The organism is Acinetobacter sp. AR2-3, from assembly GCF_001878775.1.
GTDB lineage: Bacteria > Pseudomonadota > Gammaproteobacteria > Pseudomonadales > Moraxellaceae > Acinetobacter > Acinetobacter lwoffii_D.
Window position 1 is genome coordinate 34,934 of record NZ_MJIQ01000027.1, and the last position, 20,662, is coordinate 55,595.

The 20,662-nt window shown below is 41.3% G+C and carries 20 protein-coding genes; 3 read left to right on the plus strand and 17 right to left on the minus strand.

All coding sequences use genetic code 11. The annotated features are described in order from the left end of the window. Nucleotides 1-280 precede the first annotated feature (280 nt). Both BFN00_RS03030 and BFN00_RS03035 read left to right on the plus strand, forming a co-directional pair. Nucleotides 281-1,180 (plus strand): glycosyltransferase, encoded by a 900-nt coding sequence (locus BFN00_RS03030; protein WP_004278322.1) that lies wholly within the window; start codon nucleotides 281-283, stop codon nucleotides 1,178-1,180. 92 nt (nucleotides 1,181-1,272) lie between these two features. After that, nucleotides 1,273-2,175, plus strand: coding sequence for a lipopolysaccharide biosynthesis protein (locus tag BFN00_RS03035; protein ID WP_071850414.1), 903 nt, complete (start codon nucleotides 1,273-1,275; stop codon nucleotides 2,173-2,175). Nucleotides 2,176-2,205: 30 nt separating this feature from the next. Here BFN00_RS03035 and BFN00_RS03040 read toward each other — a convergent pair whose 3' ends face one another. The 17 genes from BFN00_RS03040 to mazG form a co-directional block, all read right to left on the minus strand. Then, complete coding sequence (locus tag BFN00_RS03040) at nucleotides 2,206-3,144, minus strand: glycosyltransferase family 32 protein (protein ID WP_004278324.1); 939 nt, start codon at nucleotides 3,142-3,144, stop codon at nucleotides 2,206-2,208. Between the two features lie 76 nt (nucleotides 3,145-3,220). Next, nucleotides 3,221-3,982 (minus strand): glycosyltransferase family 25 protein, encoded by a 762-nt coding sequence (locus tag BFN00_RS03045; protein ID WP_071850415.1) that lies wholly within the window; start codon nucleotides 3,980-3,982, stop codon nucleotides 3,221-3,223. 9 nt (nucleotides 3,983-3,991) lie between these two features. Then, nucleotides 3,992-4,963, minus strand: coding sequence for a stealth family protein (locus BFN00_RS03050; protein WP_071850416.1), 972 nt, complete (start codon nucleotides 4,961-4,963; stop codon nucleotides 3,992-3,994). A 41-nt stretch (nucleotides 4,964-5,004) separates the two neighbouring features. Next, nucleotides 5,005-5,727 (minus strand): hypothetical protein, encoded by a 723-nt coding sequence (locus tag BFN00_RS03055; protein ID WP_004647484.1) that lies wholly within the window; start codon nucleotides 5,725-5,727, stop codon nucleotides 5,005-5,007. A gap of 128 nt (nucleotides 5,728-5,855) precedes the next feature. Beyond that, nucleotides 5,856-6,782 carry a branched-chain amino acid transaminase gene (locus BFN00_RS03060; protein ID WP_004278329.1) on the minus strand — a complete coding sequence of 309 codons (927 nt, stop codon included), beginning with the start codon at nucleotides 6,780-6,782 and terminating at the stop codon, nucleotides 5,856-5,858. A 24-nt stretch (nucleotides 6,783-6,806) separates the two neighbouring features. Then, entirely contained in the window at nucleotides 6,807-9,557 is a 2,751-nt protein-coding gene (gene glnE, locus BFN00_RS03065) for a bifunctional [glutamate--ammonia ligase]-adenylyl-L-tyrosine phosphorylase/[glutamate--ammonia-ligase] adenylyltransferase (RefSeq protein WP_071850417.1), read from the minus strand. Between the two features lie 94 nt (nucleotides 9,558-9,651). Further along, entirely contained in the window at nucleotides 9,652-10,956 is a 1,305-nt protein-coding gene (locus BFN00_RS03070) for an RNA-guided endonuclease InsQ/TnpB family protein (protein WP_071850418.1), read from the minus strand. A 173-nt stretch (nucleotides 10,957-11,129) separates the two neighbouring features. After that, the gene (locus BFN00_RS03075) at nucleotides 11,130-12,398 is read right to left on the minus strand and encodes a sensor histidine kinase (protein WP_071850419.1); all 1,269 of its coding nucleotides are present in this window, start codon (nucleotides 12,396-12,398) and stop codon (nucleotides 11,130-11,132) included. A 715-nt stretch (nucleotides 12,399-13,113) separates the two neighbouring features. After that, entirely contained in the window at nucleotides 13,114-13,647 is a 534-nt protein-coding gene (yjgA, locus tag BFN00_RS03080) for a ribosome biogenesis factor YjgA (protein ID WP_004278333.1), read from the minus strand. Nucleotides 13,648-13,649: 2 nt separating this feature from the next. Beyond that, the gene (locus BFN00_RS03085) at nucleotides 13,650-13,919 is read right to left on the minus strand and encodes an HPr family phosphocarrier protein (RefSeq protein WP_044109984.1); all 270 of its coding nucleotides are present in this window, start codon (nucleotides 13,917-13,919) and stop codon (nucleotides 13,650-13,652) included. After that, nucleotides 13,916-14,767, minus strand: a complete 852-nt coding sequence (rapZ, locus tag BFN00_RS03090; protein ID WP_071850420.1) for an RNase adapter RapZ — start codon at nucleotides 14,765-14,767, stop codon at nucleotides 13,916-13,918. The genes BFN00_RS03085 and rapZ overlap by 4 nt, the downstream gene beginning before the upstream one ends. An 18-nt stretch (nucleotides 14,768-14,785) precedes the next feature. Further along, entirely contained in the window at nucleotides 14,786-15,634 is an 849-nt protein-coding gene (gene panC, locus BFN00_RS03095; protein ID WP_004278336.1) for a pantoate--beta-alanine ligase, read from the minus strand. A gap of 1 nt (nucleotide 15,635) precedes the next feature. Then, on the minus strand, nucleotides 15,636-16,445 hold the full coding sequence (panB, locus tag BFN00_RS03100; RefSeq protein ID WP_071850421.1) for a 3-methyl-2-oxobutanoate hydroxymethyltransferase: 810 nt from the start codon (nucleotides 16,443-16,445) through the stop codon (nucleotides 15,636-15,638). Nucleotides 16,446-16,498: 53 nt separating this feature from the next. After that, entirely contained in the window at nucleotides 16,499-16,984 is a 486-nt protein-coding gene (gene folK / locus BFN00_RS03105) for a 2-amino-4-hydroxy-6-hydroxymethyldihydropteridine diphosphokinase (protein ID WP_071850422.1), read from the minus strand. After that, nucleotides 16,981-18,453, minus strand: a complete 1,473-nt coding sequence (pcnB, locus tag BFN00_RS03110; protein WP_071850423.1) for a polynucleotide adenylyltransferase PcnB — start codon at nucleotides 18,451-18,453, stop codon at nucleotides 16,981-16,983. The genes folK and pcnB overlap by 4 nt, the downstream gene beginning before the upstream one ends. Before the next feature lie 136 nt (nucleotides 18,454-18,589). Then, complete coding sequence (locus BFN00_RS03115) at nucleotides 18,590-19,012, minus strand: ComEA family DNA-binding protein (RefSeq protein WP_071850424.1); 423 nt, start codon at nucleotides 19,010-19,012, stop codon at nucleotides 18,590-18,592. After that, nucleotides 18,972-19,784: a nucleoside triphosphate pyrophosphohydrolase gene (mazG, locus tag BFN00_RS03120; protein WP_071850425.1), complete on the minus strand. Its 813-nt coding sequence runs from the start codon at nucleotides 19,782-19,784 to the stop codon at nucleotides 18,972-18,974. Before mazG ends, BFN00_RS03115 begins: the two co-directional genes overlap by 41 nt. A gap of 92 nt (nucleotides 19,785-19,876) precedes the next feature. Here mazG and BFN00_RS03125 point away from each other — a divergent pair, with 92 nt between their 5' ends. Beyond that, complete coding sequence (locus BFN00_RS03125; RefSeq protein WP_071850426.1) at nucleotides 19,877-20,647, plus strand: SDR family oxidoreductase; 771 nt, start codon at nucleotides 19,877-19,879, stop codon at nucleotides 20,645-20,647. The last annotated feature ends 15 nt before the right edge of the window (nucleotides 20,648-20,662 follow it).

Here is a 20,662-nt window from a genome sequence, read left to right on the forward strand (position 1 = left end):
CCTTTTAATTTTCTACCAATTTAAGTTTAAAATCATAGATAAAAGTGTTATAAAAAACTATAATTTTAAATTTTTTTCGTAATTATATAACAATATAATACACATAAGTTATTGTAATTTATTTAAAAACCAAAGAAGTCATTGAAATAAATTCGATTATTTTATTTAAGTTTTAATTATAATAGAATAAATAAAAAACATAGTAAATCTTATGTAGTCTTTGTTTTTATATAGTCTTTGTTTTAATATACATTATCATATCACAAAATAATTGATAAAAATGAGTCTCAAAACAATCAAAATTTTTATAGGCTGTGACCCAAACAACTGTGATTTAGAACAAATGATGGTTTTAGACTACAGCATTAAAAAACATACCCAGCAGCCTGTAGAAATTATTTGGATGCAACTTTCGCGTGATCCTTCTAGCTATTGGTATTCTGATCCGAAATCGAATCAAGGATGGAGAACAGAAAACTGGGCGACACCTTTTTCCGGATTTCGGTGGGCTATTCCAGAGTATTGTCAATTTCAAGGTAAAGCCATTTACATGGATACAGATGTCATTGTACTCGATGATCTTGCACTACTCTGGGAACATCCTATTGAAGCCAATGCTATTGTGGCAGCCAAGGGGGGGGGAAGCTCAGCCCGTTTATGCACTTGTGTCTGGGATTGTGAAAAGGCCAAACATTTTCTTCCTAGAATTGAGGAATTAAAAAGTAACCCTGCCAGTCATCAAAGTCTGATGAGACAAATTCAAAAAGAACCGTCATTGGTTCAAGCTTATAATGATCATTTTAATTGCATCGATGGTGAAAATCTAAGTATCAACGAGATTAAAATTTTGCATTATTCCGATATGGGCACCCAGTTTAGTCACAAATATTCAATTCCTCGTCTTCAACACAATAATTCAACACATTGGTTTGATGGCGAAATTATTCCTCACCCCCGAGCGGACCTGACAACACTTTTTGACCAATACTATCACGAAGCCCTTTCTGCCGGATACCAACTTGAGGACTATACAATTACACCCTACGGAAAATTTCACAAAGCATCTCAAAAAAAATACTCGGGCAATAACATTACTCGGTCAGAAACATCCCAGCCTTGGTTTAAGAGGCTCCTGAGCAAGTTTAAAACCAAGCGTGATTCATTTAATTTAGATCATTAACCCTCTAAGCAACTGAATCATCTTATCAATTAGATTATTCTCAAATAAACTTGATATAACTCATAGAAATAAGCTATGAAAGAGACAAGAATATGTGTGGTTTAATTTTCAACCATTTCGTTCGAAATTTGACAAAATATACCTATAAACTTTTAAAACCGAGTACTTACAAACACAACAGACGCTATTGGCCTTTTTACCGTGTGGTTCGTAATGCATCGGGTCAAATTGATCAAGTTTTTTTTAGGAATACCTTAATTGCAGACCATACGCTTAACTTAAAGAATAAACATTCAAAATGTATGCTGATCGCAACAGGACCATCGATTAAAAAGATTCCTGATAAATTTTTTAAATATGAGAAACTGGACTATATTGGCGTCAATGGAGCAATCGCTTTGAATGAGGTCACTTTTCAACACTATGTCATTATTGATCATGATTTTGTACAAAATCGTTTTGATCTCGTTGAGCGGGTTTTAGACACAGCATGCAATTTTTTCACCACCGCACGTTGCTTAGACTATATTCTAAGAAAAGTAAAAATCGAACAGATTCGTTGCCAATTTAAAATTATTGAAATCACGAGTAACTGTAAAAATGAACTTTTTATGGGAAACACTATTCATGTTGATGAAAAAGTTAAGAGTAATTACTTCTACAATGGTTTTGGCTTTTCTACACACATGTATGACACAGTATTTGACTACTATACCGTGGCTTATACCGCATTACAGATTATGTCAGGATTAAATTACCAACATATCTATATTGCAGGTGTGGATATGAATAACTTCGACCTACCACGATTTTATGAAACTTTAGATGCAAAACAACCTACCTTATTAAACCAGCACACCCAATCAATCATAGCGGCATTTGAAACAGCAGCCTATTTCTTTGAAAGTCAAAAAGTGTCTGTTTATAATCTTTCACCCCATAGTCTTATCAAATCATTTAAGAAATTAACGCTCGAACAAGACACCATCCTCTAAGTGGTTCAGATCATCCAACCTGATAGAGCGTTAAGATAAGGTTTTACTCTGATCATCATGGAAATCTAGCAGTGAATCTTGAAAATACATTCCTTTTTCATAAAATTCGCCTATATGTTTACGCTCTTTACCGGCAAATTTAATCAATTTAGGGTATTCACCTGAATGATGATTGATTGCCATTTCAATTAATGTTTTTTCTTTGACCCATTTATTTTTTACCTGATAGTAAAAGGCATTTTGATCACAATCAATTAAAGTAATACTAGGCAATGCTTTCAGCATAATCACCTGACACACCACATAGGAAATCAGGTACTCTAAATTACTAATCTTTTGAAATATTCTCTCATAATTTGGCACAGTACGTTTAATTTCATTGATATATGTTTTAGGGCCAACCTGCATGGCGTTCACCAACTCATCAAACCAATCTTTAAAAAACCTATTGTTAGGAGCCGTTGCTAAAAGCCAATTCTCGATGACTGGAGAATCAATATTGGTAGTGTTTTTTTTACGATAATAGGCAAAACTTTCGGTCTGATTTTGAGAAACCAACTCTTGAATCCAATCTAAATTTTCATAAACGATAATACTTGCATCTAACCAGATTCCTCCATAAACATAAAGTAATTTAAATCTGATTAAATCAGCTTTATGCTGAGGTAGATGAATATTTAAAGAATCAAAATCTATCTGTATAAATTGATCAACAGTTGTTGGTGTTAAAAAATGAACCTCATAATTTGCATTTATTAGCTTTATATTTTCTATGCATTTTTCCACAAATAATGGTACATCCCCCTCCCAATACAGCCAAATCAGCTTAGGTATTTTAACTTCTTCTGGCTTTGGATTAAGCGTAATCATATTTGCGTAATTATGAATTTTTAAATTCGTGCCTCTAATCTTGTAAAAATACATGATATAAAACTTAAGCATATAATAAGTTTTTTTAAATATTTTCATCTAAATTATTTCCAACATGCTCATTGATTTATTCCTTTAATGATAAATATTCAATTATTAAGATATTCGATGAATTTTAAGAATTTAGCAGATATTTTAGTGCATGATAACGATCACGCCACATACGCTTCTGCTTTTTAAAGCCATAGGAGCTGCTTCTATTTTCAAGTGCTTTACGAGAAATCCCCTGAGTAGCAACCGTTCCCAAAATATCACTATCGACCCCTGCTGGCTTCACTAGTGGTGGCCAAATCCCTAAACCTTTGCCATTTTGACTTAACCAAGACTGGAAGAAGATATCAACCGGCATATTTATAGTTTTGCCTGCCTCAACAAAAGCCTGTGCTCCCTGCCGCGACCAGATTAACCCTAAGCCACGAATTGGGAAATAAAAAGCATGCCATAGACTTATATCCCCTATTTGCGTAATATCTTTTGCAAGTTTTTTCTTTTTTGCAGCAATATTAATAAGATACCAGTTTAAATCTTGATGTTGGTGCAAATATTCAATGATGCTGTCTATTTTAATCTTAAAGTCACTATTAATTTTAAGGTCATCTTCCAAAACCACTAAATAATCTGCATCAGTGGCTAAAAATTTTTCAGCACATCTATAATGACTTAAATAACAACCTAACTCGGAATTCATTAAACTACGACCTAATACCTTATTAGTTTGATCATCATTATAATTTGTGAATTCAGAGAGTGCTTTACCCCGACCATCATAAGCAGCAAAACGTTCAAACCTCCAGCCCACACTATTAAGCTGCTGAGTTGCTGCAGCTAGACGCTCATCACTTCCGTCTAAATTAATTAAATAAGTTACAACTTTCATGATTAACTCTTAATGCTGAATAGATAGAGGTAAATAGTTTTTTAATTTAGCAATTAAAGCAAAAGATACCTTTTCTGCTTCTTTTGGATCAAATTGATCTAAACTCTGAATACAACCGAATTTAACAGCTGGATTATTCAGGTCTGATAAAAATGTAGATACTGAAGCTTCATTTTTTAAGTAAGCAATATTTATATCATTACACAAGATTGTTTTTTCTTCTCGAATTTTTAAATGGTTATTCAGCCCTACTGGTAAAAATTGAAAAGCACTTCTAAAACGATACCTAATCTGTTCAGCTAATGTTGTAGGGTATTTTTGAAAATAATTTTGTAGTACATCACGATCCAATATATGGGGACGATGATGAATTTCATAATATTTATTAAATCCACATAATTCAGCACTAAGCATTTGAGCAATTGTATATTTAGGCTGTAAAGGTTTACCAAAATATTTATTAAGACCTTTACGCAGATTAAATTTTGCTTTAATTAAGGAGTTATTTTCCCAATGTCCATAGACTTTTATCTGGTCACCAACTAAAAAATCATCTAATTCAGATGAGACATTAAAAAAGAAATCATCATTCAAATAAATAAAATACTTTGATAACCCTGGAATATTCCAAAGCATGGTTTCAATACTTAAAGAATTAAATGTAGGCAAGTATTGCTCATGACCAGCAAATATTGTTCTATGATCAATTATTTTTATCTGCTCAGGAGCACATAATCCCTGTTCGAAAAAATCATGAATATGTGCAGGCTGCTGTTCATCCGTAATAATATAAATTGTTCCAAAATAGGGAACATATTTAAGAATTGAAGCAATTGAAAAATAGATTTCATCATTACTAGCAAATCGAGTTTCTTCTGCTGAACCTTTTACGATATTAGTAGATTGAAACTGTTGCCTTTTAAGTCGATGCTTTACATCATTGCCATCGACCCAGGCAATAACAAAATCTATTTTTTCCATAATACTTCTAATCAACAATTAGCTTGAATAAACTCTATAACTTACTGCCAAGCATCCTTAATCCACTGCGATGGCAATACATAACGGTACCATTTCCCACCACCACCATTCACTGCATCTGGCGGATTAATTTCACCGTGGAATACAATAATTTTAGCGCCTTCAGGTTTCACAGGGGGCTTAAAGTAAGCCATCGGGATTTTTTGCAGGCAATGATACTTATAGCTCTTGCACCAACTTTCTGGCCAATAGGTCTGTTTACCTTCACGGTCTACATACCAAGACAAATAGGCTTGCTCATTCCGGAATTTTTTACGGATTTCATCAAAGTTTTCACGGAAATAAGGTAACAGACCTGGGAAAGCACCCAGTTTAAACCGGTAAACCGAACTGTTACCGGTAATACGCCACGGCCGTTTCCAGTCATGAATAATCAGAAAGTCGCCCGGATAGGTAAAGAACTCATCGATATTATCGACAATCACCACGTCAAGATCGAGAAATAATGCATTGCCTTCTAAACCATACAAATCAGGTTCAAAAGTGGACAGCTTGTTCCAGCCACGCTCAGGGGCACCCTCAGGCAATGCCAGAGGTGGAATAGGGAAACATTGTACTGCAGGATCAATGCCTTCAGTACGATCCGTCAGACAGACCATTTTAAAGTCGACTGTCGTATGTCGTTTAACCATATTGTATAAACGATTGACGTATTCCGAACCGTATTTGGTTCCCCATTTCATACAAATAACGATGTTACTCATTGCGTATGCCTAAGCTCATCTTAAAATCTTCTTGATGCTGAATATGATGACATAAGTTCAGCAGAATAAGTACATCCGTTAAAAAAAACCTCTCAAATGAGAGGTTTTTTCAATCAGTAAATTCTTAATTACTTCACATACGTTAACCAGTGTGCATATTTCGGGTCTTTGCCCTGAACTGCATCAAAATATGCTTTCTGGATTTGTGTGGTGATTGGACCACGCACACCTTCACCAATTTGACGATCATCGTATTCACGGATTGGTGTTACTTCTGCAGCAGTACCGGTAAAGAATGCTTCATCTGCGATGTAGAACTCATCACGGGTAATACGGCGTTCAATTACGTCATAACCCAAGTCTTTAGCAATCGTAATAATCGTTTGACGGGTAATACCATCCAGCGCACCACCTGCGATATCAGGCGTATGAATCACGCCATCACGCACCAGGAATACGTTTTCGCCTGAACCTTGGCATACATAGCCTTGCGGGTCGAGCAGCATTGCTTCATCATAACCTGAATGCGCCACTTCCTGATGCGCAAGAATCGACAAGGTGTAGTTACCTGATGCTTTAGCCTTACACATGGTCACGTTCGGATGATGGTGGGTAAATGAAGACGTTTTTACGCGAATTCCCTTCGCCATCGCCTCTTCACCGAGGTAAGCACCCCAGCTCCATGCCGCAACTACGGCATGAATGGTATTGTCAGTTGCAGCGATACCGAGTTTTTCAGAACCAATAAAAATAATTGGACGTAAATAGCAAGACGCTAATTTGTTTTCACGAACAACATCAATTTGAGCCTGTTCTAATGCTGCTTGATCAAATGGAACTTTCATTTGATAAATTTTTGCAGAATTCAACAAACGCTTGGTATGTTCTTTTAGACGGAAAATAGCCGTTCCATTCGGGGTTTCATAAGCTCGGACACCTTCAAACACACCCATGCTGTAATGCAAAGTATGTGTTAATACGTGAGTTTTTGCCTCACGCCAGTCAACTAGTTGTCCATCTTGCCAAATGAAACCATCACGATCAGCCAAATTCATGCCACAAACTCCAATTTCTCACAATTATTCACTATCCAGTACAAAGTCTGCACTTGGATCAATTAGTCTTTGCCATAACTTGCAAACGGTCATTCGGGTATCGTGCCAGTCGCTTGCAGACACTTGCATGGATTGATTTGCAAGGGCTAAGCGATGGCTCTCGGCGCGTTCACGGAGATAAGCTTGAATCAGAGCAGTCGCATCGTCGCTGGATAAGCAACCTGATTTTGCGGCATCCTCAAGAATTCGTACATTGTCGGAGAAATGGGCGAGATCTTTATTCGTCCCACTCCAGGCCAACACCGCATACTGTGCCATAAATTCGATGTCTACGATACCACCTGCATCTTGTTTTAAATGAAAAATACCATCTTTTTTTTGCTCTTTAGAAGAACCGAGATGCTCCTTCATTTTCTGACGCATTTTCAGTACTTCTGCCCGTACATAATTTTCATCGCGAGGCTGAATCAAAATATCCCGGCGCAAGACTTCAAACTTTTTCCGCAAGCTCATTTCACCCGCAATCGGACGGGCTCGCACCAAGGCCTGATGCTCCCATAACCAGGCACTCTTGAACTGATATTGTTCAAAGGCTTTCAAACTGGTCACCAAAAGCCCAGCTTCGCCCGATGGACGCAAGCGGGTATCGACTTCATATACGCGTCCATCTAGGGTTTGCGTGGTCATGAGGGACATAAACTTTTGTGCGACACGCATGGCAAACTCAAAACCACTGATCGGCTTGAGTCCATCGGTATCGGCCTGTTCACCCATATAGTGAATAAAGACCAGATCCAGATCCGAGCCATAACCCAGTTCAATACCACCGACTTTACCATAACCAATGACTGCAAAAGCAGTATGCTCGACTGAACAGCGCTGCCCTTCTGCATCCAGTGGAAAACCATGCTTTTTCGCCACAATCTGATAGGCCAGATGCAGCGCTGCATTCACCGATACTTCAGCAATATCGGTCAAGGCATCAGAAACTTTCATCAACGGGCTTTCTGCCAGCACATCACTGGCGGCTACAGCAAGTACATTGGATTTTTTAAACAGGCGCAAGACCCGCATCTGGTCTTCGACCTGATCAACTTCAATGCGCAACAGTTGCTGGCGCAAGGAATCTTCCAGATCCTGACGTTTTGGCAATTCAAAATCCATTGACAGGAATTCATCCAGCAGTACCGGATAATGAGTCAGTTCTTCGCAAATCCATGGACTAACCGTTGCCATTTTAACCAGACGCTGCAATGCGCCTTTGCTCTCAATTAACATCACCAGATATACCGTACGGCGCATTACTGATTCCACCAAGGGCATCAGTCGTACCAGTGCGGTCTGCGGATCATCTGACTGTAAAACTGCTTCGATTAAATGTGGCCAAAAAGCTTTTAAACGCTGCACTGCTTTGGCTGGTAATTTTTTTAAGGCATGCCCATTCCAAAACTCATAGACAAGATTCTTTGCATTCTCGTCCAAAACTTCTTTGAGTTTCTTTTCCAACTGGGAAAAACTTTCAACCAAGGTGTCAGGACCATTTTCCTTGATTAAATGATCAAACTGATACATCACTTTGTCACGCTTTTCATTGAGATATGCCATAAAGCTGTCCCAATCCGCAAAACCAAGTGTGTCCGTTATACGCGCCCTTAACTCTGGCTCTGTCGGTAGTGATTGCGTTTGCTGATCATTCAGTGCCTGAATCGCGTGCTCAACCCGGCGCAGGAACAAATAGGCATCTTCCAGATCCTGCACCGCCTGTTCATCCAGCAATTCGGCATCATCCAGATGATTCAGATTTACCAGACACTGGCGATCCTGCAATTCAAGTTTGGCGCCGCCATAAATCAGCTGAAACACCTGCACGATAAATTCGACTTCGCGAATGCCACCGGCTCCGAGCTTGATATCATCTTCAATATTACGGCGCTGTACTTCGCGCTCGATCATGGCTTTCATTTCGCGCATGGCTTCAAAAGCGCTGTAATCGACGTACTTGCGAAATACAAATGGACGGGTCATCTCCAGCAGCTCGTCGCCTTCTGGACTTGGATTGACAATACGCGCTTTAATCCAGGCATAACGTTCCCATTCACGCCCATGCTGGCTCAGATATTTTTCCAAGGCCGCATGGCTAATGGCCAGTGCCGAACCATCGCCCCAGGGACGCAGGCGCATATCCACCCGGAATACAAAACCATCCGCCGTGATCTGATCCAGCAAATGAATCAGTTTCTGTCCCCACAGGATGCAAAACTGCTGCACATCAATACATTTGCGCCCATCGGTTTCACCCTGCTCATCGAAGGCAAAAATCAAGTCGATATCACTGGAAAGATTGAGTTCTTGGGCGCCGAGTTTGCCCATCGCGATGACAATCAGATCCTGGACTTTTCCGTTATAGCCAATCGGCTGGCCATACTTGGCAGCGACCGGAATACGGGCAAAATTTTTCGCTGCACAGATGCAGGCATCGGCAAAATCGGAGAGTTCTTGGGTGAGGGTAATGACATCGGTGAGTTGATTGGCATCCTGCCAGATCCAACGAAACATCAATCGAGCCCGCAAAATACGCATTGCGCGCATCCACGTTGCTTCATCGCTTATATTCAGGATGCAGTGCTGCACCAGCTGATCAATATATTCCCGACTGAGTGAGCCTTGAAACTGGTCAATTGCATAATCCTGTTCCAGTAGACTCTGGTGATTGGCCAATACCTGTTCGGTATATTGGCTAGCTCTTAAGGTTTTCTGCAATTGTGCCGCATTCATCACTCAACTCTTCCCCTGAAACATTCTGCTTAGTTTTGACATACTCCCACCACTTTCACGATGTTCAAGTGGGGGATTCTAAAAGTAAAAGCTCTTAGGTGACTTCCTCACGGATTTCACTTGCTTTCTGCTTCGCAAGGCGACCTTTACCGCATCCACCCTCCACAGACAAAACGGTATGTCCTACCGCCAAAATATTGCGAGAAGCATTAATATCTGCATTCTCGCCAAAGCTACACTCGACACAACTAAAGTTTGCTTGAGTAGGCCTATTTTCTTTTGCAACGTGACCACATGAACTACAAGTCTGACTTGTATATTTAGGGTCAACTTTAACGAGTAAACCACCTCGCCATTGCTGTTTGTACACCAACATATTAACAAGCATTGACCAACCTTGATCCAGGATTGATTTATTTAAGCCGGACTTGGCTTTAACATTCTTTCCTTTTTTCTCGATTGAGCCTTTCGCTGACTTCGACATATTGGCTACTTTTAAGTCCTCAACTACGATCATTGCGTGGTTTTTGCTGAGCGTTGTGGTGACTTTGTGCAAGTAGTCATGCCGAATATTGGCAATATGATGGTGTAATGTATTGATCTTGAGATTCAGCTTTTTCCAATTTTGACTGAACTTGTTTTTCTTTCTCAGCTTGCGCTGAAGCCTAGCCAACTTTACTTGATTGGCCTTGAAACTATTGATCGGGTCGAATACTTGACCACTAGACGTTGTAATTAACTTTTTAACACCTAAATCAATGCCAACGGCTGATTTTGATGGGTGGACTGGTGCTTCTACTGTGTTTTCAGCACCAAATGACACATACCATTTCCCGACATGCTTTGAGATTGTGACGTTCTTAATCTCACCCACAATATTTTGTGATTTTCTGAATTTCACAACGCCAATGTCATTAGGTAACTTAACTTGGTTGCCTTTAACCCAACAATATCTGCCAAATTGAACAATACGAATGGAATCATAACCATCAGATTTCTTTTTGAATCGTGGCATAAGTGTTCTAAGTTGAACTTCACCACCATCGGATAATTTAAAAAATCGTGGCTTCTTAGCTCTAAATGGTTTTTGCTTTAACTTAGCTTGTTCCTTTTTGTTAAAAAACTTCCCCCAAGCATCACCAAGATCACGAACTTTTTGTTGGAGTGAAACGCCATTTGAGCTGTTTTCTAGAAAAGCACATTCAGGTTTTTTGCGTAATTCAGGAATTTTATTGACTAAATTAACTTTGTTGATTCGCTCATTATTAGCAAGCATCTCGAACGAAACAGCTAAAATTTGATTCCAAACAAAACGTGCAGAGCCAAGCAACTTGTTTAAAACAAGCTCCTGTTCCGCATTAGGCTCAAGCCTAAATTTGTACGCTTTGTTGATCTTCATTTCGCCTTAAATCTATTTAGATACAGAAACTTAATGCAAATTATTCTATCATATTGCACTAAAAAAAAGTCGTGAAATTCACCTCCACCCTAATGTTGGGTGGAGTCCTCTTTCACACTAAAGATAGCAGGAGTTTTGTCTCAGTGGGAATGTTTTAGTTTGAAATTTACCTTTTAAGATTGCTCGGCATGTACATCTTCAAGCACTAGCGCCTGATGATCATTGGTAACCATCGGCAAATGCACAGTAAAGGTCGTACCACGGCCCTCTTTGGAATCTACAGCAATTTGACCATGGTTCAGGTCAATAAAGCGCTTGCAGAGTACCAGACCCAAACCTACCCCTTTCTCTTCAGCTGTGCCTCTGACACTGACACCCAAAGTCGGTTTAAACAGATTCTGCATCTGTTCTTCGGTCATGCCCAGGCCAGTATCCTGAATCGTAATCTTGACCTGCTCGCCTTCCATCTCTGCAGCTAAAATCACTTTACCGCCTTGATTCACCGGGGTAAATTTAAGCGCATTCGACACCAGGTTTTGCAAGACAGAGGTAATCATGTTGATATCCGCATGTACCTTGATGTCTTCAGGAATATTATCGACCAGTTCGATCTTTTTATTTAAGGCCAAACTTTTCAGAACACCACATACAATCTTGCTGGACTGTTTCAATTCATAATTGATCGGATGATAAACAAAGCGTCCACCCTCTGCCATCGCCCAAGTCAGCAGGCTTTCCAGCAGGTTATAGGTCGATTGTGCATTATCATATAAATAATCCGCAATACTCTGAATACTGGATTCATCCAGTGTGTCACGCTCCTGCGCTAGCACTTCGGAAAAGCCCAGTAAACCATGAAATGGTGCACGCAAGTCATGCGCAATAATCTGGAAAAATTTGGTTTTACTGAAGTTGAGTGCGCATTGCTGTTCATATAATTCTTTCAGTTCAGTATGTTCTTGATTGAGCTGAATTCGAATCACTAAACTTTCAGCAAATTGTTTAATAGTGGCAATATCATCCTGATCAAACCCTTCAGTCTGATCATCAAAGAAAATGACCTGTCCAAAAGACACACCGCTACTTGATTTTAAATTAAAGGCGACTAATCTCTGATGCGCTACACCGAGATTTTTCACATAATTTGACAGTTCTGTATAAGCAGGATGCATCTGGTCAATGACATCTGACTGTTGCAGATACGCAGGCAGATTCACGTTCTGCGGGGCGTGCAAGGCCCGGAAACCGCGCGGACAGCTGTACCAGATATAGGGTTCCATGTGGAAACTGATAATACTGGTTTTAACGTTTAAAATTTTACGGGCGATCTTACAAAAGGTGTCTAATAGGTTATTGGAGGTATAGACACCTAAAATGAGAGATATACGGCACGAGCTTAATTGCTCCGTATTCTGACCGACCTCTAGCAGTTTTAGTTCCATGTCTGCCTCTCTGAATGTTTATGGAATATAGAAAACACTGCCGACCAAATTCATACAATCAATAACAAAGATTCTATATTTACTCAACGATGAAAACTCACCTATAGGTTAAAGGATTTGTTAACCTGTTTCTATCCAGATACATTCTTAACCGCAAAGCACTGATATTTAATTGATTAAGAATAACTTGAAAATTTACTATTCGAAAAAAACTTACATAAGTATTTGAAATTAATATATCTCACCTAAAATAAGCATGTTTATTTGTATTTACTGTAACACACTACTGACTAAAAAATACCCACTATCGCTTTTTACTCTATTTGGAGTAAAAGCTAATGATTTTTCAATTATATAACTTGACCTTCTGATTAAAAAGAAATTTTATGTCAGGTTTCATCTATCTAATAACACTCAGAATTATCTTTTAATTTTTAAAAATATCTTAACAATTCCAGCCTACAAAATATTTAAATATCAGGATTTTGACTAAAAATAGGCCAAAAGAGCCACTGAGAATTGTAAAGATTTTACATTCATTAACAAAGTAATTGCAGAAATTTTGTATTTTTTATCATCAATGCAGTTTTAGAAGCTGGAATAGTAATATTAAGATAGACCACTTATAGACTATGCATGTCCAAGTCAGGCTAATCGGATTAAAAACAGTTATAAAAAAAGCGGCCTAAAAAAGACCGCCTTTTTACATGGCTGCTTAATTGTCAGAAATCAACGCCACTTGCTGTACATAGTTAAACAGCTTTAATTTAGAAGCATTCACTTCTTCTTCAGGTGCTTGATTCTTTAAATCACGGTGTACCCGAAGATAGTGTTGACGCAAGGTATGACGCTCTGTCGCATTATAGGTTTTGGTAAATTCATTGATGGCCGGATCTCCATCTTTGACAATTCGATCCACCCAACGCTGTAATTGGGCTGTCTTTTTAAGACCTTGTTTAGGTGTTAAATAAGACAAAATTACCGTTTCATTTTCATTGCGTAATAATTTACCAATCCGTGAAAATTGACGGCGACGTGCTTCATGCGAACTAATTGCCTGCACATCAAGCAAGGCGTCAATCAAACGCTCATCTACGGGTAGGTTTTTAATTTGTTTAGCGCTCAGCTCTGCAAGCTGCGCACCTAAAGCAGCCATACGCTGGACTGCTTTTTTCTGTTCGGTCTTACTTGCGCGTCCCTCTAAAGAATCAAAATCTTCTTCAGTTAAACTGTTCGGTCGACGTGCCACGATTAATCTGCCTCATAAAATTTTGCTGCAAATAGTGCCTGAATTTCAGATAAGGCTTTTTCCTCATCTGCTCCTTCGATCACTAAGCGTAAAGTTGTTCCCTTGCCTGCACCAAGCATGAGCAATGACATGATATTTTTGGCATCTACCAATTTGTCAGCCTTGCCAATCTGGATACTGGAACGAAATTTGGTGGTAACTTCTATCAGTTTACCAGATGCGCGTGCATGTAAACCCAGTTTATTAATTACGTCAACTGTCGTATCAATCATGACCAGTGCTTCATTTCTCGATGGAGGACTTGAATAGACCATTTTGCCTCAAGGGCTTTTTTTAGTCTATCCACAATATAAACAGAACGATGTTGACCACCGGTACAGCCTATCGACACGGTCATATAATGACGATGCCCTTCGGCAAAGGTCGGCAACCACTTGCCCAGAAAATGATACAGATCATTGAACATGTCCTCGACCTGATCGCTCTTTTGTAAAAACGCCTGCACCGGCTGATCTAGCCCTGAAAATTTGCGCAGTTCCAGTTCCCAATGCGGATTCGGCAAATGCCGGACATCAAAGACATAATCGGCATCCAGTGGAATGCCATGCTTATAACCAAAGGATTGCAGAATTAAAATTAGATTATCGGCCTGTCCCAGCTTGGACAATAAAGTATGTTTCAGGTCATGCACGCTTTTGTCGGTGGTATCGATATGTACCGTAGAACGCAACTGAATCGGCATCAACAGGATTTTTTCTTCCTGTATACACTGATTCAGACTTTTAAAGCGTGACGCTAAAGGATGCGGCCGACGCGAGGCACTAAAGCGTGCTATCAGTTCCTGATCCTGTGTGGTCAGATAGATAATATCGACCGAACCATGCTGCTGTAGTTGCTCAAATACATGATCAAATTCTTGTAAATCTGCCCGGGTACTGCGCACATCGACACCCAGCGCCAACTGTTCCAGATTGTTTTCGCTGTCCAGTTTTGCCACAATTTCGGGAAGCAATGCCAAAGGCAAATTATCAATACAGTAATAACCCAGATCTTCAAGCACCTGTAATGCAGATGATTTACCCGAACCAGATTGTCCTGTGACAATTAAAATGCGCTTCATGCATGCTACCCTTTCATCTTAGCCGGCAGTGTATTTAACCTGCAGGTTATCGATCAGACGTGTATTCCCCAGCTTTGCTGCTATAAATAACACAAGATCTTGATTAAACGTATGAATTTTTTGTAATTCTGGAGTGCGGACTTCAACATAATCCACCACAAACCCGGCATCGGTTAAAGTTTGGCGAATCTCCGCCAATACCGTATCCAGCTCCACGCCTGCATGTAATTGCTGTTCAGCTTTTTGCAAGCTTTGATAAATGACCGGTGCGATTGCACGATGCTCTTCGCTTAAATAACCATTGCGCGAACTTAAAGCCAGGCCATCTTCTGCACGGGCAATCGGCACACCAATCACTTCCAGTGGAATATTCAGGTCTTGTACAAACTGACGAATCACCGCCAATTGCTGATAATCTTTCTGGCCAAAGAAGGCGTAATTCGGCTGTACGATATTAAACAATTTAGTGACTACCACCGCCACGCCATCAAAATGGCCAGGACGCTGCAAACCGCATAAATCATTGGTAATGTCAGAAACACTAATATTGGTCAGACGCGGTTTTTTACCATACATTTGCTCAACCGTCGGCGCAAACACGATGTCACAACCAACTTCTGCCAAAAGCTGCTGGTCCTGCTCAAGCGTGCGCGGATAGCTGTCAAAATCTTCATTGGGTCCAAACTGGATTGGATTGACAAAAATACTGACCACCACTACATCACACAACTTACGCGCTTCACGCACCAGATTTAAATGTCCCTGATGCAGATTGCCCATAGTCGGTACAAAACCGATAATCTTGCGATTGGTACGCGCCGGATTTAATGATGCCGCTAAGCCCTGAATGGTGGTTTCTGTTTTCATCTTACAATTCAACCTGAAAAGTTTGTTCTGGTGCCGGGAAAGATCCATCTAAAACTGCAGCATGATACGCTTTAAAAGCATCCAGAATGGCGGTCGCACCCGATTGTTCTTGCATAAAATTACGTACAAATTTTGCAGTGTGGCCAAAGGTCAAACCGAGCATATCCTGAACCACCAGCACCTGGCCGTCTGTGGCTGCGCCCGCGCCAATGCCAATGACCGGAATCTGCGGAAACAGTTCTGTGATTTCCTGGCCAAGCTGTGCCGGTACGCACTCAAGTAGCAATAGTGCAGCTCCCGCCTCTACCACTGCCTTACAGTCCGCAATCAGCTGATCGGCCGCTTCACGAGTACGGGCTTGCAGCTTATAACCGCCAAAGACATGTACCGACTGCGGAGTAAGACCCAAATGCACACACACCGGAATACCGTTACGGGTCAGCACTTGCACGGTATCTGCCAGCCATGCACCACCTTCCATTTTCACCATTTGCGCGCCGGCCTGCATCACGGTTTTCGAGCTTTGTAAGGCATCAGTCAAGGTGGCATAGCTCATAAATGGCAAGTCAGTCATGATAAAGGCATGCTGGTTACCACGGCGTACCGCAGCAGTATGATAAGCCATATCTGCAACCGTGACCGGCAAAGTCGAATCACGCCCCTGAATTGACATTCCCAGAGAATCGCCAATTAAAATGCTGTCCACTTCGGCAATTTCCATGGCTTTGGCCATACTGGCATCATAGCAAGTCAGACATGAAAATTTGCGTCCATCTGCTTTAAAGCGTCTTAAATCACTCAGACTGACCATGAAAATGTTCCTCTATGCTTGAAAGTTCTGTCGAAACTACCATCACTTAAAAATTAAATATTTGCCCAGTTGCTGTCATCGAGTACCGCGAGGGTCGATTGTTTGACGATGTCCAGGTCTTTTAATCTATGTCCATGAACCTGCATTTCAGGATCAATATCCAGAAGTGGAATCAGGACAAAATCACGCTCTAATACTCCAACATGCGGCACAGTTAAGCGTTCATTTTGAATCTGCTCATTGCCGTAGATTAGTAAGTCTAGATCCAGTGTACGTTCGCCCCAATGCCGCAAACGTACCCGACCTGCGTCCTGCTCAAAGGCTTGCAAACGATCCAGCAAGCTTAAAGCAGCCAGATCGGTATTTAACTGCACCACTGCATTCAGATAGTTCGGCTGATCCTGTGGCCCCATCGGTGGACTTTGATACAGATGCGAAGTTTTCACCTGCCCCAAGGTCGCCAGTTTCTGTACAGCTTCTGCCAGAATCTGGCGTGAATCGCCCAGGTTACTGCCCAGGCCAATATATGTCACGATCATTGTGTTGGTCCAAATACCACTTGGCTCAGATCACGTTTTACCCGCTGACGTTTCATAATCGGATGATCTGCGCCAATTTCACCGCTGGCACTGGCTGCCACATGCGACAGAGGTTTCGCCTTGTCTTCAAACTTGGCTTTACGCACCCGACGATTGCGTGGTTCAGGTTCATTCACTAACGGCTCAATCTCGGCAAGATCTTGCTGTTGGGTCAGTTTCTGGTCCAGATGTTCTTCTTGACTCGCCTTGCGACGGCTCTTGGCACGCTGACGGTTATACTGGCTAATGGCCCGTTCTTTCTCGTCACCGCTCATTTGCTGGTAAGCATCCCACCAGCTGCCCATGCCTTGGGCAGTTGCATCGCCTGATTTTTCACGCAGCAGCAAAAAGTCAAAGCCGGCACGGAAACGCGCATGACTGGACAAGGCCTCAATTTGCTGTGGTTTTGGATTCAGCAAACGGGTCTGCATTTCCCAAACTTCACGAATAAAAGTTTCCGCAAAGCGTGGAATAATAGTGCGGGTTGCCTGACGTTTTAATACGTCGAGACCGGCTTGGGCACGGGCTTCGGCCGCTACCACACCTTTATTCAGATAGAATTCACAACGCTCCAGGAATGGCTGCCACAACAATACCGCATAGAAAAATGCCGGATTGATGGTCTTGCCGATCGAAATACGCTGATCGGTATTTTTCGCAGCGCGTTCCATAAATGGCGTAATTTCAGGCTTGATATCTGCAAATAACTGCTGCCAGATGCCGAAATCAATCAGCATTGGCAAGACACGGTTCAGGTGTCCCATGGTGAACAGTTTCTGTGATTCATCATAAAGTCGATGCGGAGAAACATCACGCAGCAACTGGGTCATTTCCGGCGTAAAGACATCCAGAATCGCTTCATCAATATTAAAATTCAGTTTGGCGGCAAAACGTAAGGTTCGCAGCATCCGCACCGGATCTTCTTCAAATCTTAAAGTCGGATCACCGAGTAAGCGTAAGGTTTTGCTGTGGATATCATCCACTGCATTGCAGAAATCCAGCACAATGCTTTTACGCGGCTGGTAGTACATTGCATTGATGGAGAAATCACGGCGGGCAAAATCCTGCTCGATGCTGCCCCAGTTGTTATCACGCAGAATCATCCCCGCGGCCGAGGTCACTGCTTTTTTTGGTGGTGCACGGAAGGTTGCCACTTCAACCAGTTCCCGCCCTGAATAGACATGCGCCAGTTCGAAACGTCGTCCGATAATTCGACAACGCCGTCCGAAAACTTCCTTGACCTGAGCCGGGGTTGCATTGGTGACTGCATCGAAATCTTTAGGATTCAAACCTAACATCAGATCTCGAACACCACCACCCACGATATAAGCTTCATAGCCTGCCTTGTTTAAGGCATCAATCACATCGAGAATATAAGAAGGTAATTGAGCGGTTGATAAACCACATTTTGACGCGCGCAAAGTTTGCAAAAGACGCTGTCTCCTACGTCTGAACGTAAAATTCTAAGATGACGCTAATCATATCGCTTACACGCCTAAAGGGCAATTTGATTATGTCAATCCTGCGAGTCAAATCAATCAGCTAGTCATGATCCATGCTGTCGCCTTACAAGGCCAATTTGGCCTTGTTTTTGGCAAACAATGCCGGCCCAATGCCTTTGACCAGCTGGATCTCTTCAATGCTTTTGAATTTTCCGTTTTTTTGCCGATGTTCAATAATGGCTTCAGCCTTTTTTTGACCAATACCATTTAGCTGCTGTAATTGCTCCACTGTTGCATTATTCAAACTGATTTTATTAGCAGCGGAAGATGCCGATAATGCAGGCTTCGCCAGATAGTGATTGCTTTCCGATGAAGCCGTAGCGGCAGTTTTTTTCTTCAGGCGGGCGTCATGTTGCTGTTGCTGGGTCTTCCATTCCATATAATCGGTCGCAGTCGCATGCGCTGTTCCGATAAAAATAAAGCCCAGCCAGCAACTCAGAAGAAGATTAATCCACGTTCGACCGATTTGATAAGGTATTTTTTTCATGTGCCGCTCTTTGTTTTAATTCTAATTTAGCCTGTTCCCACAGCTGATCAAGTTCAGCCAATGACAGCTTTTCCAGGTCTAATTGTTGTAATTGTGCCTGATCTTCTATTAAGGCAAAGCGGGTCCGGAATTTATGGATCGTCCCCAATAATGCCATCTCGCTGGAAATGCCAAGTTTACGACCAACATTCACCAGAGAAAATAAGCAGTCGCCAAATTCTTCCTGTATTTCATCGGAATTTTGTCCAGCTACCGCTTCTTTTAATTCAGCCAGCTCCTCTTCCAGCTTGGCATAGGCACTGGCCATGTCAGGAAAATCAAAACCGATTTTAGCGACATTTTTTTGAATTTCATCGGCCTGTACCAAAGCCGGTGCATGTTTAATATCATCCAGGCGTGAACGCGGCTTACCCTGCTTTTCTTGCTGTTTGATTTCTTTCCATAGCTCAGACACATCTTCCGGACTCATTTTTGCAAATTGTTCAGCCTGAAATACATGTGGATGACGACGAATCAGTTTCTCGGTAATAGCCTGCACCACATCCTGAAAATCAAATGCCCCCTGCTCGCTATACATTTGCGACTGGAACACCACCTGTAACAGCAAATCACCCAGCTCATCGCGGACATCGTCGACTTTTCCAGAGCGGACTGCTGCTTCGACTTCATAAGCTTCCTCAATCGCATATTTGGTCAGCGATTCGGGAGTTTGCTGCTGATCCCATGGGCATTTTTCACGTAATTCGCGCATGACCTGAAGTAGTTGTTCCATTTTCAAAAACCTCTTTTTTTACCAAATAATCGCGTCAATCTGCCGGTTTCTTGTTATGCTCAAAAAAAAAAGACAATAAGGAGATCAAACACATGCACAGTATATTGATTAGTGGGGCAGCACAAGGAATTGGGGCAGCAACCGCCCAGTTATTTTACCAGCACGGCTATAAAGTCGGTATTTATGATATCAATACAGCACAGGCTGAACAGCTGGCCCAGCAACTGGGCGAACATGCCAAAGCCGGCTTTCTCGATGTGGCCGATTATGCTTCCTGGGAAACAGCCTTGTCTGAATTTTCGGCCTGGGCGGGGAAAATCAATATTCTGGTCAATAATGCCGGGATTTTATATTCAGGCCCTTTTGAAGAAACTGATATTATGGCGCATCATCGGACTCTGGATATTAATGTTAAAGGAGTCATGAACGGCTGTCATGCCGCTTTCCCTTATTTAAAAGAATCTTCATTTGCCCGCATCATCAATCTATCTTCAGCTTCGGCGATTTATGGCCAAGCCGATTTAAGCAGTTATTCCACCAGCAAGTTTGCAGTGCGTGGCCTGACTGAAAGTCTGGATATTGAGTGGCAACCCTATGGGATTCGAGTCTTGGATGTTATGCCGCTTTTCGTCAGTACCGCCATGGTCAAAGATATGCAGGCAGAAAGCATCAAAAAGATGGGCGTGCATTTAAAAGCAGAAGATGTTGCACAAGATATTCTTAAACTGGCAGAACTCAAAGATTCCATCTGGCAAGCCACCCATCATCCTGTCGGATTCAAAAGCCAGTTTTTATTTCATTTATCGCGGATGAGTCCACAATTTGTGAATCGGCTGAGTAATCTGATCATTTCTAGAAAATAAAAAATATTTGGGTTG

Coding starts and splice junctions, on each gene's coding strand:
- BFN00_RS03070 (WP_071850418.1), bottom strand. CDS start 10,956: ATGAAGATCAACAAAGCGTACAAATTTAGGCTTGAGCCTAATGCGGAA.
- BFN00_RS03050 (WP_071850416.1), bottom strand. CDS start 4,963: ATGGAAAAAATAGATTTTGTTATTGCCTGGGTCGATGGCAATGATGTA.
- BFN00_RS03115 (WP_071850424.1), bottom strand. CDS start 19,012: ATGAAAAAAATACCTTATCAAATCGGTCGAACGTGGATTAATCTTCTT.
- mazG (WP_071850425.1), bottom strand. CDS start 19,784: ATGGAACAACTACTTCAGGTCATGCGCGAATTACGTGAAAAATGCCCA.
- BFN00_RS03030 (WP_004278322.1), top strand. CDS start 281: ATGAGTCTCAAAACAATCAAAATTTTTATAGGCTGTGACCCAAACAAC.
- BFN00_RS03035 (WP_071850414.1), top strand. CDS start 1,273: ATGTGTGGTTTAATTTTCAACCATTTCGTTCGAAATTTGACAAAATAT.
- BFN00_RS03075 (WP_071850419.1), bottom strand. CDS start 12,398: ATGGAACTAAAACTGCTAGAGGTCGGTCAGAATACGGAGCAATTAAGC.
- rapZ (WP_071850420.1), bottom strand. CDS start 14,767: ATGAAGCGCATTTTAATTGTCACAGGACAATCTGGTTCGGGTAAATCA.
- BFN00_RS03040 (WP_004278324.1), bottom strand. CDS start 3,144: ATGAAAATATTTAAAAAAACTTATTATATGCTTAAGTTTTATATCATG.
- panB (WP_071850421.1), bottom strand. CDS start 16,445: ATGGTCAGTCTGAGTGATTTAAGACGCTTTAAAGCAGATGGACGCAAA.
- folK (WP_071850422.1), bottom strand. CDS start 16,984: ATGATCGTGACATATATTGGCCTGGGCAGTAACCTGGGCGATTCACGC.
- panC (WP_004278336.1), bottom strand. CDS start 15,634: ATGAAAACAGAAACCACCATTCAGGGCTTAGCGGCATCATTAAATCCG.
- BFN00_RS03060 (WP_004278329.1), bottom strand. CDS start 6,782: ATGAATTTGGCTGATCGTGATGGTTTCATTTGGCAAGATGGACAACTA.
- BFN00_RS03085 (WP_044109984.1), bottom strand. CDS start 13,919: ATGATTGATACGACAGTTGACGTAATTAATAAACTGGGTTTACATGCA.
- BFN00_RS03045 (WP_071850415.1), bottom strand. CDS start 3,982: ATGAAAGTTGTAACTTATTTAATTAATTTAGACGGAAGTGATGAGCGT.
- BFN00_RS03125 (WP_071850426.1), top strand. CDS start 19,877: ATGCACAGTATATTGATTAGTGGGGCAGCACAAGGAATTGGGGCAGCA.
- glnE (WP_071850417.1), bottom strand. CDS start 9,557: ATGAATGCGGCACAATTGCAGAAAACCTTAAGAGCTAGCCAATATACC.
- BFN00_RS03055 (WP_004647484.1), bottom strand. CDS start 5,727: ATGAGTAACATCGTTATTTGTATGAAATGGGGAACCAAATACGGTTCG.